The organism is Chitinophaga sp. 10T418 (assembly GCF_056394125.1).
Genome location: NZ_JBFTHG010000009.1, coordinates 217,224 through 231,947, shown reverse-complemented (window position 1 = coordinate 231,947; position 14,724 = coordinate 217,224). Strand labels below are relative to the sequence as shown.

General features: G+C 43.0%; 15 protein-coding genes. 11 read left to right on the top strand and 4 right to left on the bottom strand.

The genetic code is table 11. The annotated features are described in order from the left end of the window. Window positions 1–193 precede the first annotated feature (193 nt). From AC1DCV_RS25040 to AC1DCV_RS25005, 8 genes are all read left to right on the top strand, one after another. Window positions 194–1,474 (top strand): epoxide hydrolase family protein, encoded by a 1,281-nt coding sequence (locus AC1DCV_RS25040; RefSeq protein ID WP_477025731.1) that lies wholly within the window; start codon window positions 194–196, stop codon window positions 1,472–1,474. Between the two features lie 45 nt (window positions 1,475–1,519). Further along, complete coding sequence (locus AC1DCV_RS25035) at window positions 1,520–2,281, top strand: alpha/beta fold hydrolase (RefSeq protein WP_477025730.1); 762 nt, start codon at window positions 1,520–1,522, stop codon at window positions 2,279–2,281. Window positions 2,282–2,457: 176 nt separating this feature from the next. Next, window positions 2,458–2,703: a hypothetical protein gene (locus AC1DCV_RS25030; protein WP_477025729.1), complete on the top strand. Its 246-nt coding sequence runs from the start codon at window positions 2,458–2,460 to the stop codon at window positions 2,701–2,703. A 13-nt stretch (window positions 2,704–2,716) separates the two neighbouring features. Next, window positions 2,717–3,541, top strand: coding sequence for a DUF6597 domain-containing transcriptional factor (locus AC1DCV_RS25025; RefSeq protein ID WP_477025728.1), 825 nt, complete (start codon window positions 2,717–2,719; stop codon window positions 3,539–3,541). A gap of 60 nt (window positions 3,542–3,601) precedes the next feature. Further along, entirely contained in the window at window positions 3,602–5,050 is a 1,449-nt protein-coding gene (locus tag AC1DCV_RS25020) for a nitrilase-related carbon-nitrogen hydrolase (RefSeq protein ID WP_477025727.1), read from the top strand. A 231-nt stretch (window positions 5,051–5,281) separates the two neighbouring features. After that, complete coding sequence (locus tag AC1DCV_RS25015) at window positions 5,282–6,043, top strand: 5'-methylthioadenosine/adenosylhomocysteine nucleosidase (RefSeq protein ID WP_477025726.1); 762 nt, start codon at window positions 5,282–5,284, stop codon at window positions 6,041–6,043. A gap of 67 nt (window positions 6,044–6,110) precedes the next feature. Then, window positions 6,111–7,283: an acetyltransferase domain-containing protein gene (locus tag AC1DCV_RS25010; protein WP_477025725.1), complete on the top strand. Its 1,173-nt coding sequence runs from the start codon at window positions 6,111–6,113 to the stop codon at window positions 7,281–7,283. Between the two features lie 97 nt (window positions 7,284–7,380). Beyond that, window positions 7,381–7,761: a hypothetical protein gene (locus AC1DCV_RS25005; RefSeq protein WP_477025724.1), complete on the top strand. Its 381-nt coding sequence runs from the start codon at window positions 7,381–7,383 to the stop codon at window positions 7,759–7,761. A gap of 29 nt (window positions 7,762–7,790) precedes the next feature. Here AC1DCV_RS25005 and AC1DCV_RS25000 read toward each other — a convergent pair whose 3' ends face one another. The 3 genes from AC1DCV_RS25000 to AC1DCV_RS24990 all read right to left on the bottom strand — a co-directional run bounded on the left by AC1DCV_RS25000 (window position 7,791) and on the right by AC1DCV_RS24990 (window position 10,095). Beyond that, window positions 7,791–8,720, bottom strand: coding sequence for a helix-turn-helix domain-containing protein (locus AC1DCV_RS25000; RefSeq protein ID WP_477025723.1), 930 nt, complete (start codon window positions 8,718–8,720; stop codon window positions 7,791–7,793). A 5-nt stretch (window positions 8,721–8,725) separates the two neighbouring features. Further along, window positions 8,726–9,589 (bottom strand): NmrA family NAD(P)-binding protein, encoded by an 864-nt coding sequence (locus AC1DCV_RS24995; protein WP_477025722.1) that lies wholly within the window; start codon window positions 9,587–9,589, stop codon window positions 8,726–8,728. Between the two features lie 128 nt (window positions 9,590–9,717). Further along, a complete protein-coding gene (locus AC1DCV_RS24990; protein ID WP_477025721.1) occupies window positions 9,718–10,095 on the bottom strand; it encodes a winged helix-turn-helix transcriptional regulator in 378 nt (125 codons plus the stop codon). A gap of 144 nt (window positions 10,096–10,239) precedes the next feature. Between AC1DCV_RS24990 and AC1DCV_RS24985 the strand changes: the two genes are divergently transcribed. Continuing rightward, window positions 10,240–11,010: a nuclear transport factor 2 family protein gene (locus AC1DCV_RS24985; protein WP_477025720.1), complete on the top strand. Its 771-nt coding sequence runs from the start codon at window positions 10,240–10,242 to the stop codon at window positions 11,008–11,010. Between the two features lie 74 nt (window positions 11,011–11,084). Beyond that, window positions 11,085–12,461: an aspartate kinase gene (locus AC1DCV_RS24980; RefSeq protein WP_477025719.1), complete on the top strand. Its 1,377-nt coding sequence runs from the start codon at window positions 11,085–11,087 to the stop codon at window positions 12,459–12,461. 165 nt (window positions 12,462–12,626) lie between these two features. On the opposite strand, the gene AC1DCV_RS24975 is transcribed toward AC1DCV_RS24980, so the two are convergent. Continuing rightward, window positions 12,627–13,085, bottom strand: coding sequence for a hypothetical protein (locus tag AC1DCV_RS24975; protein ID WP_477025718.1), 459 nt, complete (start codon window positions 13,083–13,085; stop codon window positions 12,627–12,629). Window positions 13,086–13,261: 176 nt separating this feature from the next. Between AC1DCV_RS24975 and AC1DCV_RS24970 the strand changes: the two genes are divergently transcribed. Continuing rightward, entirely contained in the window at window positions 13,262–14,644 is a 1,383-nt protein-coding gene (locus tag AC1DCV_RS24970) for a hypothetical protein (protein ID WP_477025717.1), read from the top strand. The last annotated feature ends 80 nt before the right edge of the window (window positions 14,645–14,724 follow it).

Below are 14,724 nucleotides of genomic sequence, written 5' to 3'. Positions count from 1 at the left end.
TGAAATACTTTTGAGAAGCAAATAAGAAAAAACACCATGGACAAACACCATACACACGGGCCGCACAAACTAATTATCGGTTTGGTATCACTGCTGTCCATGCTATTCATTGCAAGTGCATCCTTTGAAAAAAAACCACAGGATTGCCGCATGATCAACATCTCAACAAAAAGAAAAAAAATTTAAACCTAACATGATGAAAACGAACAAACACACCCTTATCAGCCGGATTATTACAAGCGCCCTTATGCTGRCCACCGTACCAGCTTTCGCCCAGGTTAATACCAATAATGCTGAACAAATCCGTCCTTTCCATATCAGTATTCCGGAAGCGGCGATCACTGATCTTCATCACCGGTTATCAGCAACAAGATGGCCAGATATGGAAACGGTGGCGGACCGCTCTCAGGGCGTGAAATTAGCGCAGATACAGGGTCTCGTAAAGTATTGGGATAAAAATTACGACTGGCGCAAAGCAGAAGCAAAACTGAATGCACTCCCACAATTCGTTACTAAAATTGACGGCCTTGACATTCATTTTATTCATGTCAAATCCAAAAATCCAAAAGCCCTGCCGATCATTATCACCCATGGCTGGCCTGGCTCCGTATTCGAACTTATAAAGATCATTGGTCCGTTGACCAATCCCGAAGCTTATGGTGGCCGCGCGGAAGATGCCTTTGATGTAGTCATCCCTTCCATGCCTGGCTATGGCTTTTCTGAAAAACCCAAAGGCACCGGCTGGGGCCCGGAACGCATCGGCAACGCATGGGATCAACTGATGACCCGTCTCGGTTACACCCATTATGTGGCACAGGGTGGCGACTGGGGTTCAGTAGTGGCAGATGCCATGGCACGTCAGCATTATGCAGGCCTCATAGGTATCCACGTGAACATGCCCGCAACAGTACCTGCTGATGTAGCAAAAGCACTTAAAAATGGCGATCCTGCACCAGCCGGATTATCTGCTAAGGAACTGGCAGCGTTCAATTCATTGAATAACTTATATACCAAAGGCGGTGGCTATGCTGCACTCATGGTAACCCGTCCGCAAACACTGGGCTATGGGTTATCGGACTCCCCTTCTGGTCTTGCTTCGTTTTTCTTAGACAAGTTTAACGACTGGACTTATAGCGGCGGGAATGCGGAAAAAGTACTTACCAAAGATGAAATGCTGGATGATATTTCTCTCTATTGGTTCACCAACACCGCAGCGTCTTCTGCACAACTTTACTGGGAAAACAATAACAACAACTTCAATGCTGTGGAACAAAGGACTGCTGAAATTTCCATCCCTGTAGCGGTAACCGTATTTCCCGGTGAAATCTACCAGGCACCACGCAGCTGGACCGAACGTAGCTACCATCACCTTATTTACTTCAACGAAGCTAACAACGGTGGCCATTTTGCACAATGGGAACAACCACAACTCTTCTCCGAAGAACTCCGCGCCGCGTTCAAGTCGCTGCGCTGATAAAAGCATATCACGATTTAAATCATTCCATCATAATTAAACCAGATGAAAAATTTACGAATACTATCATTATTTGCGCTCCTCCTTTTCGGATCCGTAAATACACAAGCGCAGGTAACATCACCCGCAAAACCAACCATTATTTTTGTACATGGTGTATGGGCAGATGGCTCCTCCTGGACCGATCAGGTTGTTGCTTTACAGAACAAAGGTTACAACGTTGTTTCCGTACAAAATCCTTTAACCTCGTTATCCGATGATGTCGCCGCTACCAAAAGAGCGATAGACTTAGCACAAGGGAAAGTAATCCTGGTAGGTCATTCCTGGGGAGGCTTTGTAATAACACAGGCCGGCAATGACCCGAAAGTAGCAGGTTTAGTATACATCGCTGCCTTTGCACCTGATGCAGAAGAAAGCGTACAGACTTTATCTTCACATGCTGCGGCTCCTGAAATAGGTAAGTACTTTGTGCCTGCGGGTGGCTTTCTTTTTCTTTCAAAAGAAGGCGTACAAAAAGCCTTTGCCCAGGATTTGAGTGCAACACAACAGCACCTGATTTATGCCACCCAGGCACCGGCACAACAAACATTATTTGCTGATAAAAGCGGCACACCGGCATGGGCGCAAAAACCGAATTGGTTTGTAGTAGCGAAAAATGACAAGGCGCTTCACCCGGATCTGCAGCGGTTTATGGCCAAACGTATCAACGCTGAGACCATCGAAATTGAATCGGGGCATGTGGCGATGGTAGCGCACCCTAAGGAGATTTTACATGTAATTGAAGAAGCGGCAAATAGTATAAAATAAACTTTGATCGACAGCCAGCTGAAAACAGTTGGCTGCCTCTTTTTGTGCTTTACAAATTATTTATCCGCATGTATTAAAAAAAGCGCCACCAAAGCGAACAAATCATTAATTTGTCTGGTAATTAGTTCGAACTTTATATGACAACAGAGAATAAAACCTATTMGATTGCTTTGAGGATGAGACGGATCATATACGAAGACACGTATGTAACTGTTCCTGTAACGCGGGAGGTACTGAGAGATGAGGAAGATGGGTCGGCACGTATCGATTTTGAAAAACTGGTAGCCGCAGCGATAGTCATCAGCCAGGACCCAACAGCAGAGTGGGTAGCAGAAGAAGTTCAGGTAGAAGCCCATCCAATACAGCAGCCCACACCGGACGACCGTAAAAGTCTCGCCGGGGAATTTCCGTCATTAGACTAAACCGATTCATGCCATGTTCAGCTATCAGCAATATTATCCATCCGCTCCGTTAGCAGACTTCATTGAATGCTATTGGCTATTAGATGCGCCTGGCAGGTTTATGGATACTCCGGATCGCTTAATACCAGGTGGCCGTGTGGAATTGATATTTAATTTCGGCGCGCCGCTGGATTGGCTGATATCAGCGGACAATCCCAAAGGAACCCGTATGAATGGTCCTATACTGATGGGGCAACGTGACAGGATATTTTATGCCAAAAGCAGCGGTAAAACCCGCATGCTGGGGGTGAGATTTAAACCCGGTGGCCTGTTGGCATTTACTCCAATGCCGGCATCCGGGTTATTAAACGCTCTCATGCCTGCTGAACTGGTGTTAGGCGCACAGCTAAAAAGCTGGGAGATGCTTTTGCAGGAACAGTCTACTGATGAGAAGATGGTGCGGGCGCTGGATGTATTACTGAAAAAGGCATTAAAAAGTACGCCTGACGACAGGTTGCTGGTCAACTTCACCATCGATGCGCTGCGGAACAGTCAGGAAGATATCTCTATTGCAACCATCTGTCAGCAAACAGGTTGGTACTATAAGAAGTTGGAAAGAGTTTTTCTGAAAAACACCGGCTACACGCCAAAGTATTACCACAAACTCCTACGCTTCAATAAGGCAGTCAGAATTATGCGAACTACGGATGTTTTGACCGATATTTGCTATGAATGTAATTATTTTGACCAGGCGCATTTCATAAGGGATTTCCGGCAGTTTACCGGTACTACCCCAGGCCAGTTTAAAAAAGAGGATAATAAGATAGCAGCCATTCTTATAAAACATCAGCCTGTCTAAAATATACAATTCTGCCCCGAAAAACCTTTATAGCTTTGACATTTATACCAAACTTATAACATGTCGGATTCACAGCCCGTATCCAAAATCTTACTAGCCGCAGGAGTACTTTTTGCAGGCATTTGCTGGTATTTATCCTTTAGTCTTACCGCACATACCTGGTATACCTTATGGGTGGCGCCTGTTCCCATACTCTATTTTTCTTTACGGCTTTCCGGGAAGTGGGCGTTTGCCATCGCTTTTGCCGGGTATTTATTAGGCAGGCTCAGTTGGGTCCCCTATTTATTAAGCGTGTTGCCTATGCCGCTGGTGTTGATCTTTACGCTGATATTACCATTGATATTTGCATTGCTGGTAATAGCTGCGCGGAAAATTATGCTCACCTACCCGCATTGGTCTACTGTATTTGCATTTCCGGTGTTATTTACCACTTTTGAATACCTGCTGTTCCTTTACTCCCGGGATGGCACGGTAGGCAGCATCGCTTATACTCAAAACGATTTCCTGCCTGTTGTGCAGGTAGCTTCCCTTACAGGGATACAAGGCATTACCTTCCTGGCCACGTTTGTTCCGGCAGCCACTGCGCTCATCCTGTTCAGGTATAAAAACAAACTTCCCATCAGGACATTATTCTCTGTTACAATCGGTATTCTTGTTGCAACAATGGCTTTCGGTATCCTGCGGCTTAATGACACTCCTTCCGCTAAAAAATTAGTCCGCGTGGGCATGGCCACCATAGATGAGCAGGCATATCACAAAAAGTATGCGGCCGGGGAAGACAGGAATTTATACCGGGCCAGTCTATACCTGCAGCAAGTGGCTGTATTGGCAAAACAAGGGGCCCAGGTAGTGGTATTCCCTGAAAAGATGTTTACTGTACAGGATACCGGCCGCCCCGTAATCATGCAGATGTTCAAAGACACGGCCATCGCTCACCAGGTATTCATCATTGCCTCCGTAGCAAATAAGAAAGCGGATTATTATGAAAACAGGGCCTGGGTCATCTCTGATGAGGGAAAGCTTATAACCGATTACCAGAAGGTCCATTTATTTGAAGGGGAAGTGCTGGACACCGTCAGACCCGGAAAGGAAATGGCATTATTCCAACGGAACGGTGCTACAGAAGGCGTTGCTATCTGCAAGGATATGGATTTCCAACAGTACATACTGGGCTATGGAAAGTCACAAAGCAATCTTTTATATGTTCCGGCCTGGGACTTTGTCGTCGATGGCTGGATGCATAGCCGTATGGCCATCATGAGAAGTGTGGAAGGCGGGTTTGGTATGATCAGAAATGCCCGGCAAGGAAGACTGACCATTAACGATTACCGCGGGAAAGTGCTGTTTGAAGCCAATGGTGACAATGGTACTCCTGCCCTGTTAACTGGAACCATTGATGCGCAACACCATACGACCGTTTACAGCAGATGGGGGGATTGGTTTAGCATCATCAATTCAATTGCCGCCGTATTGTGTATGCTGCTTTTAGTAAGAAAGAAATTAGCCTGATCCTTACTATCACCTAACTTACTCCCTGCTTCCCACCGGAACAGGGAGTAAGTTATTTACGGCCATACGTAAAATATCCGATGTACAAAATGTATGCTTCAACGGATCATTGCAGCTGGTGGTGGCGGCTAATTAAATAAATTTTGAACTTCGCCCTTTTGGTCTATTTTTGTCGCCTACTTATATCTTAAACATCCCTACCAACTGGTTATACAAAACAAGCTTACTCTTATGAATGAAAAGGTAATTGGCATTATGGGGGCCATGCATGAAGAAATCAACAGCGTATTGGAACTGATGTCTGGCATAGAAGAGTTTTCCTTTGGCAGAAGAACATATTATGCAGGAACTATCAATGGAATAAAAACTGTTTTGGTTTTCTCCAGGTGGGGAAAGGTCGCGGCGGCAACCACCGTCACCAGCCTGATTACTAAATTTAACATCACGGATCTTCTGTTCATTGGTGTTTCAGGAGCCATCGATGCGAAATTAAAAATTGGAGATATTGTAGTAGCCGACCGATTGATTCAGCACGATATGGATGCACGTCCTTTAATGCCGCAGTATGAAATTCCACTGTTGCAAATGAGCTATTTTGAAACAGATCAGCAGCACCTGGCTATTGCACAACAAGCGGTGGAGGGTATGTTAAAGAAAGGTATCGGATCATTTATTGCGCCTGTGGAAATAGCGCGTTTTGTGCTGGATAACCCGCGCTTATATACCGGGGTGATAGCCAGTGGCGATCAGTTTTTCGCCAGTCAGCAGGATAAAGAACAACTGTATAGCTCTCTCCCGGAAACACTTTGTGTAGAAATGGAAGGTGCAGCCGTGGCCCAGGTTTGTTATGAGTATGACGTACCCTTTGCGGTTATCCGGATCATTTCAGATGAGTGTAATGAAAACTCTTCTATCGATTTCCCTGATTTTATACAACATGTTTCCAGCAGGTATGCTCATCAGATCATTGAAAATGTATTTGCGTTGTTATAATTTATGAAACAAGCCATAGCTGGCCTCGTCATGCGACAATTTTATACAATGATATTATAATAAAAAAATGGAAGCTATTTCAACCAAAAATGACCAAAGAATTAATTCCATAGATACGCTTCGGGGAATCGTAATGATCATTATGGTGCTTGATCATGCCCGTGATTACTTTAGTTTAATTAAGTATGATCCTTTAGACCTGGATAAAACATCTGTCCTGCTTTTTATGACGCGCTGGATCACCCATTTTTGTGCGCCAACTTTTCTGTTCCTGTCAGGGACCAGTGCATTTTTATCGCTGTCAAAAAAGAGTCACAAGGAGGCTTCTTTAATACTGCTTAAAAGAGGTGTATGGCTCATCTTCATGGAGCTGACCATTCTTAACTTTGGCTGGCAGTTTGATCCTGGATTTCACCTGATATTTTTACAGGTCATCTGGGCCATTGGCTGGAGTATGATCCTGTTATCCGGCTTGATATTTTTACCTCCTAAATATATTCTCTGGATTGGCTTAGTAATCATTTTTGGACATAACACCCTTGACCAGATACCCGCCAGTAGCTTTGGACGCTCCGCTTACCTTTGGATGTTGCTGCACGAATCCGGAATTTATAAGGTAAACAATTATGAAAGTATATTCGTTCTTTATCCGCTCATTCCGTGGATAGGTGTAATGGCTGTTGGCTATGCTTTCGGAACGCTCTTTAAATACGCTCCTGCTTTCAGAGTGCCCATATTTATAAAGATGGGATTGGGATGCCTGTTACTATTTGTACTATTACGTTTTTTTAATTTTTATGGAGATCCATTTCCATGGCAACTACAGGACGTTTGGTGGAAAAGTATCCTTGATTTTATAAAATGTAATAAGTATCCCCCATCGTTATTATATATCCTGATGACATTGGGAGTAGCCATTACTGCCCTGGCGCTTCTTGAGTATAAACAGAACTGGCTGACGGATATATTAAGTGTATATGGAAAAGTACCGATGTTCTTTTACGTGCTGCACATCTATTTAATGCATACTGCTCAGCTACTGATTACATTTCTGTGTGGTTTCTCTGTTGAAACCATGCTCTATTATCCTTTCCGTGGTGCACCTCCTTCCGGGTGGGGATTCAATCTTCCTGTAGTTTATCTTGTCTGGATAATGGTAGTGGCTATGCTCTATATCCCCTGCCGTTGGTTTATGCGCCTTAAACAAAGGGAGAAGAAATGGTGGCATAGCTATATTTAATTATTCATTTAACTTGTTAAACTTTACAAAGAAAAAGTTTTGGAATATCGGGTTGCAAATGAGCTGCTAAGTATAAATAAAATCTGTAAATTCATTTATGAATATAAATTTTGTTTGCTACCTGATTTTCCCGCTTATTGTTGCCTGTCAAAAAAACAGTGCTGTGAATGCTTCAAATTTACCTGAACCTGATACTGCTATTACCAACAATTCCTATTCTCTTGTAACTGCAGCAAGTACTATATCGGTGGACACCGGTAACGTGTACAGGCTTGGATTGGCGCCATACGCGTCCTTCTTTAAATTAGACAGAAGCGTAAAAAATGGTGACGTATATTATGAAGCCATTCTGGAAAGCTCAAAACAATTCAGCCCATTAAAGTTTTATATATCAAAGACTGGGAATGGACAGGTGACGGCAGTTGCCGCGCCTTCAGAAGCTGAGCTAGAAAAATTTAATAAAGAATGGCAACGATAACTGATGAATAACCACGCCTACATCTTTGATTAAAACCTGCTGGACTTTCTGAACTCCAGCGGTGAAATATTCGTCTTTGTTTTGAATAGTTTCGAGAAAGACTGTGGATATTCAAAACCCAGTTCAAAAGCTATTTCATTTACGGACAAATCTGTCATACTCAGTCTTTCTTTCGCCTTCTCTATGATCTTCTCCTGTATGTGCTGTTGGGTGCTATTGCCTGTAAGCGTTTTGAGCAGACCGCTCAGATAATTAGGCGAAATATTAAGCTGACTGGATATATCTTTTACCGTAGGTATCCCCTTATCTTCCAGTGTTTCCTGGGCAAAAGCTTTTTCCAGCAATGCTTCCAGCTGGCTCACGATACCATGGTGGGTGATTTTACGGGTAATGAACTGCCGCTGATAGAAGCGTTCTGCATATCCCAGTAGAGATTCAATGAGTGGAATAATAATCCCCTGGCTGAATTTATCTATATTAGTGCTATACTCCTGTTCTATGTTCTTAAACAACCCGCTGATAGTCTGCTCCTCCTGATCAGACAGAAACAGGGCTTCATTTACCGCATAATCAAAGAATTCATACTGCCTTATCTTCAATGCAAGGGGATGGTTCCAGAGAAAGTCCGGATGGAGCAGTAGCAACCATCCGGACTGACTCAATTCTTCCTCCTGATCAGCATTAAAACTAAATACCCGCCCCGGTGCAATGAAGTTCATCACCCCTTTATCAAAATCATACTCCTGCTGCCCATACTTCATTTTCAAACAAGCCTGAGTGGACTTGCTCATACCTATAAAATAAAAATCAGTAGTCACCACTATATCAATATTCTTAGCCTGCTTTTTTAACTCCCCGATATTGAGTACACTCATCAGCGGGTGTTTTGTATCAGGCAGGCCTCTCAGCTGCAATAGCTCGTGGATGCTTTTTATTTTCAGGGGCAGGTTACCGGCCATAATAGTTAGTTTTGATGGTACCAGGCAGCATACTCCCTGGCAAAATCCCGCAGTTTTCTTTTTCCTGTTACAGGTCTGTGAAGATAGTAATCCTTCTGTGCTTTCCCATTATGCATATTTTCCTGCATTTCCACCAGTAGTCCCGCTACCTCAGGCGATACACCACTAGTTTCAAGCCCTTGTTTCACCTGTTCTCCGGGAAGCACTATCCATTGGAGGTCTTGTATGCCAATGGCTGCTCCTATGATTTGTGCAGCCTGTGTGCAGGTAAGCTCCTCGCTGGCCACGTACATCACATTCAATCCGGCAGTTGCCGGAGTATTGATATCGTCCGCGATGGCAGTCGCAATGTCCTCCGGAGCCACAAAAGCTACCATATCTTCTCCCCCGTAATTGGATGTAATCATGCCCTGCTGGCGGATCATATCCTTCAGGTGATAAAAATTAGTGTAAAACGGTCCTGGTCGCACAAAGGTAATAGACACGTCCTTAAGTGTCTCAAACTTTTTCTCTGGTTGGATACCATTCAGCAAGTGCGCTACCCAGCCGGTGAGCACGAATACACGCTTTATCCCGGTTTCCCTGATAGCCTGAACATAATTATCCATATTTCCATCCCATGCATCCAGGTCCCTTGCGGTGAAATCCAGTGGATTCATGCAATAAACAACATCTGCGCCTGTAAATGTTTTAACGAGGAAAGGCAGGTCCTGAATACTGCCAATAGCGGGTTGAGCACCCATGGCCTGTATCTGGGCCTGCTTATTGGGATCTGTACTGATGAGGGTCACCTGGTGTCCTTCCTTCACCAGCATTTCAGTGAGCGGTTTACTGATATGCCCGAGGGAGCCGGTAAGTACAATTTTCATTTTAAATATTTTGATGTACTCAAAGGTCCCACGGAATGCCAAGGTAAAAGTGTTCAGATCTCAGCAAATTGTATGAAAATGTATTTAAAAAATAAAAGGCGTCTTTATGAAAGATACCAGCCTTGCGCTCACAGCACTTTATTGAGCTTGTGCTGCCTGCTTAAGTGCATAGGCTGAAATACATTTTCAAAATTCTCTCCCCATGCTTCCATGGCAAATAATATAGGCAACAGGCTCTCTCCATAAGCCGTCAGCGTGTATTCAACTTTTGGCGGTAATTCCGGATAAACATACTTTTTAACGATCCCATAGTCTTCCAGCTCCGATAGCTGCTGGCTAAGCACCCGTGGGGATGCATGAGGATGTGCTTTGTGCAGTTCACTCGGCCTTTTAAGTCCCCTGTTAATAGAAAGTATCAGGCAGGGCTTCCATTTACCGCCAATCACCTCCATTGTAATGCCCATACCACAGGCAATCAGGTCATTTGTTGTTTTCTTCTGATACATCTTAATACTTATTACTACAAAAATACGCCTTACGCCATTAACTGGCCATAGCGATAATTTTCCCCCTATCTGATAATTTTCACTGGTATTGTTTGCATCCCCGCTTATCAGGAGTTTTGCTTCCGTAAATATAAAATGACTACAATGAACAATTTATCAAACAGCGAAAAAGCAACGGCCATCCAGAATAGCATAGAAACAAACACATTGCTGGAAACGGGCCTGCTACACCCTACCAGGTACCAACAACACAATCCGAATGTGGCCACCGGCAGACAGGCTATCCTGGATTTACACGCGCAGATGCCACATGAAAAAATATATACCAATGTAGTACGTGCATTCCAGGACGGAGACTATGGCTTCGTACATGTAGACTATTACCTGTTCGGACCTACCGTTGCATTCGACATACACCGCTTTGAAGAAGGTATCAGTGTTGAACATTGGGATAATCTCCAACCCACACCTAAAGAAAGAAATCCTTCGGGCCGTACCATGACAGATGGTAAAACAAAGGCAACAGATCATCATAAAACGGCCGCCAATAAAGAAATCATTACAAGGTTCACAGAAGATATCCTGATACCACAAAACTGGAAAGAAATACCCGGATATTTCAGTAATGACCTGCTCATACAGCATAACCCTTACCTGGGCGATGGCGTAGCTGCTTATGTATCAGCCATGCAGGAATGGAAAGCCAATGGACAACCCCTGGAATATAAACAGCTACACCTCGTATTGGGAGAAGGAAACTTTGTACTGGCATTAAGCGAAGCATATTGGCAGGGAAAACATACTGCCATCTATGATCTGTATAGGGTTGAAGAGAACAAGATAGTAGAACACTGGGACGTATTTGAAACCATCCCACCAGTAGAAGACAGAAAGAATACGAATGGTAAGTTCTAAGATGCCTTCTGCGTTAAAATTATTTTGGCGGCTCCCCGCTTTCATTTCATTAATAAATTATATAGTTTCGCAGTATGTTAACTGTGGAAAAAATCGGGKGCACKTCAATGACCGCCCTGAAAGATGTAATCGACAATATCATTTATTACGGCCGTACCGGCGATGGGCTATACAATCGTGTCTTTATTGTTTCTGCTTTTTCCGGCGTCACCAACCTGCTGCTGGAGAATAAAAAGACAAAAGCCCCCGGCGCCTATCATCAATTCGCAACAGGAAATGATTACCATAAAGCACTTGAAGCGGTCAGACTTCACCTTAAACAGTTGAATGCCCATTACGGGCCACTTGGGCTGAATATAGCGCATGCCGACGAAGTAACGGATGGCATTATTAACCGGGTGCTGACCTATCTCGATAGCGCCAACACCATGCTGGCCTCCGGATACCTCAATGAGGGCATTCTGCTGGCTGTCCGGGAGATTCTCGCCTCCGTAGGTGAAAGCCACTCCGCCTTTGTGCTGGCAAACATCCTGCAAAACAAAGCCCTTAACGTAGCGCTGGCAGACCTAAGTGGCCTGGGTGATGGACGCTCCTTCACCATTGATGAACGCATCAGGGAAGAATTTGCGACCATCGATCTTAAAACCTGCCTCTGTATTGCAACAGGGTATGTAAAGGGAACAGAAGGGATCATGAGAGAATTTGACCGCGGCTATTCCGAAGTAACCTTCAGCAGGATAGCGCAACTACTCCGGCCGGAAGAAGCTATCATCCACAAAGAATACCATCTGTCAACCGCCGATCCGGCATTGGTAGGCATAGAAAACGTACAACCAGTTGGGTATACCAACTATGACATTGCCGACCAACTGGCCGATGTTGGCATGGAAGCTATTCATCCTAAGGCGGCCAAACCGCTGGAGATAGCCCTTATCAATCTCCGTATCAAAAATACCTTTGAGCCCGAACATCCAGGTACACTGATCACTAAAAATTATGTTTCTGAACATAAGCGCGTGGAAGTGATCACGGGCTCTGACCAACAGCTACTCATCGACATCTATGACCCGCTAATGGTAGGCGCCGTGGGAAGTGATCTCGATATCATGCAGGTATTTGCCCGTTATAGCATCAGCTATACCTTTAAGGCTACCAGCGCCAACAGCATCAGCATCGTCATCTGGGAAAGTGATTTGAATCAGAAGTTGCTGAAGGACCTGAAAGCAAAATATGAACATGTGACTGTAGAACCAGTGGCAATGGTTTGCCTGCTTGGCTCAAACATGGATCAGCCGGGATTATTGGCCAAAGCTACTGCCGCACTGGCCCAGGCTGAGATTAATATTTTAAGCGTCGGGATAGCGTTGAGAAAAGTCAATTTCCAGTTTGTTATTACGAGACAACATTTCAAAGCAGCGATCGTAGCGCTTAATAAAGCGGTTGGGCAATAGGATGGTGGGATATGAATATATAATATGCTAAGTACCCTTATATCACCCCGGGCTTATCTTCTGGGATGAGGCAAAAATAGCTTCTTCGATTGCGCGATCAGGAAGCTATTTTTTATTGATCAGATAATTTTAATATATGAAAGACATCCATGTGTCAGTACTGTCTTATAATTCGATCACTTTAAGTTTGTCATTACCGTCGAATGCTTGCGGCTCAAACGGCTCCTCATAAAACCAGATTTCACCTCTGTCAATGGCATACCTCTGTGCGTTTTCCTGTTTCAACACATCCAGGGTATGGATGAAAATGTTCACTTTGGCACTGTCGCTGAAAGTAAAATGGAGACCATTAATGGTATCATTTTGTTGGATGATTTCAGCTATTCTGATTCTTGCGTATTCCAGTTTAATATTGTCCTGCAGGTCTTTACCGGTATAATGGATGTTATGATAATTACGAAATGTGGTATAAGGTATTGGGGGAAGCCAATCCGGAAATTTTTCAGGCACTATTATCAAGGTCAATTTCCTGAAGTGGTTTACATATAAAAAGTTCCACATGAATATCATGAGTAATACACTAGCGGCTAAACCAGGCAACAGGAAGAGTTTTCTCTTTTTCATACATTTATAGAGATGATGATGTACGTTTTTCCATAAAGCTTATTTTTTTGCCTTAAAGGCAAAATATGCTATATTCACTCCGCTGGGCCCTAAATTACCATTAGATAAGTAGCTTATATCAGTAAATTCCCTGTATTAAAAATTACGATTTATCATCCCTCAATTAAATACACTTAATGAACAATCATTTACAACTATTCCGTTTTTTCCACGAAAATGATGAGCCAATTCATTTGGAAAAAAACCTTGCGCGGGCATTTGCATTATGTCTTAAAAACGACAAAGTATTACTCTTTTCCTTCCTGAATGCCTGGCTACAAGAAGAAGACTTTAATTTCTTATTATCTAATCCTCCTGAAGATGCTGAAATTGAAATTGACATAGAAAGAGAGACCGGAGACCTTGTTGAAAATACACGTAAGTTGTATGCAATTGGGCTCACAGAAAATATAAATTATGAAGACTGGAGTGATATTCTAACTGATGCTGTAAAAGTAGACAAATCTAATTTTACTGACATTATAATTGTCATTAAAGACATTACTATCATCATTGAGGTAAAACGAACAAGAGAGGATTGTAAAGATCAACTTCTTCAGCAAATATTACCTTTTATAAAGGAAGAAAATCAGAAGGAACTGAAATCTTTTCATTTGCCATGGGAGACAATATTACACAATGTAAAAAAGATACATCACTTCAATCTGCTGAATAAAAATGAAAATCCTTTTACCATTTCCTTTTTACGGCTGATTGAAAGAAAGTATAACCACTGGATACCAACAACGCCTTTCAGGCACCTTGGATTTGACACAAAACATAACACAGAACTAAACTGGCTTGAACTGAATAAACGCCTTGAAAAAGCAATGCGTTCTGTCGGGAAGGATTCCTTTACGATGTTTCCGGACAGAAAAGTTATCATCCTGAAAAAGCCATGGGCCACTGAAGCAATTCCTGAATTCGAATTCGATGCTATTAACCCTTCCTTAATGCTTTATGTGTGGCCAGGAAATACCAAGCAACAGGGATATGCAGTTTACAATAGCTCATTGGAATGGATCAATGCAAAGAAAGTTACAGTAGGTAAGCATACTTTTGATATCTATATAGAACGGCATTTAAAATTCATGCATTTCAACCGGTATATCACCCACATAAGTATCCCCATCGATAACAAATTATTATTAAAGAAAGAAATAAACACTTACGAAAATTTCTATGAGAATTCCGGCAGATGGGATATTGGTAAATGGGATGAGTTAGACCTCTTTTTATCCGATCATTTAAATATGGATTGGAAAGAACAATGTAAATGGTATGATAACTTCGAAAATACTGATCGCAGCTATTTAACGCTTTCGCTCGGCTTCTGCATCCAATTACGTATTCCTTATTCCCTGCTGCAGGAAATAGATAAGCATCAGGAGGATTATGCTAAAGTTGGAGAACTATTTAATAATTGTATCAATGCTATTGTCGATATGGTAGAGAATAATAAAACAAGCTCTCCTGCTCCCATTCATGAGGCTTTAGATGCTGAAAGTGAACTCTCTTGAACTACTACCCATATCATTGCCATTATTAACAGGTGTAGCCCCAATTCTCGTTTATAAAAATGAGCTCTGTTTCTTCCTAA

Excerpts from the sequence above, each read along its gene's own strand:
- AC1DCV_RS24975 (WP_477025718.1), bottom strand. The coding sequence starts at position 13,085 with ATGAAAAAGAGAAAACTCTTCCTGTTGCCTGGTTTAGCCGCTAGTGTA.
- AC1DCV_RS24990 (WP_477025721.1), bottom strand. The coding sequence starts at position 10,095 with ATGTATCAGAAGAAAACAACAAATGACCTGATTGCCTGTGGTATGGGC.
- AC1DCV_RS24970 (WP_477025717.1), top strand. The coding sequence starts at position 13,262 with ATGAACAATCATTTACAACTATTCCGTTTTTTCCACGAAAATGATGAG.
- AC1DCV_RS25020 (WP_477025727.1), top strand. The coding sequence starts at position 3,602 with ATGTCGGATTCACAGCCCGTATCCAAAATCTTACTAGCCGCAGGAGTA.
- AC1DCV_RS25025 (WP_477025728.1), top strand. The coding sequence starts at position 2,717 with ATGTTCAGCTATCAGCAATATTATCCATCCGCTCCGTTAGCAGACTTC.
- AC1DCV_RS25000 (WP_477025723.1), bottom strand. The coding sequence starts at position 8,720 with ATGGCCGGTAACCTGCCCCTGAAAATAAAAAGCATCCACGAGCTATTG.
- AC1DCV_RS24995 (WP_477025722.1), bottom strand. The coding sequence starts at position 9,589 with ATGAAAATTGTACTTACCGGCTCCCTCGGGCATATCAGTAAACCGCTC.
- AC1DCV_RS25015 (WP_477025726.1), top strand. The coding sequence starts at position 5,282 with ATGAATGAAAAGGTAATTGGCATTATGGGGGCCATGCATGAAGAAATC.
- AC1DCV_RS25030 (WP_477025729.1), top strand. The coding sequence starts at position 2,458 with ATGAGACGGATCATATACGAAGACACGTATGTAACTGTTCCTGTAACG.
- AC1DCV_RS25010 (WP_477025725.1), top strand. The coding sequence starts at position 6,111 with ATGGAAGCTATTTCAACCAAAAATGACCAAAGAATTAATTCCATAGAT.
- AC1DCV_RS24985 (WP_477025720.1), top strand. The coding sequence starts at position 10,240 with ATGAACAATTTATCAAACAGCGAAAAAGCAACGGCCATCCAGAATAGC.
- AC1DCV_RS25005 (WP_477025724.1), top strand. The coding sequence starts at position 7,381 with ATGAATATAAATTTTGTTTGCTACCTGATTTTCCCGCTTATTGTTGCC.
- AC1DCV_RS25035 (WP_477025730.1), top strand. The coding sequence starts at position 1,520 with ATGAAAAATTTACGAATACTATCATTATTTGCGCTCCTCCTTTTCGGA.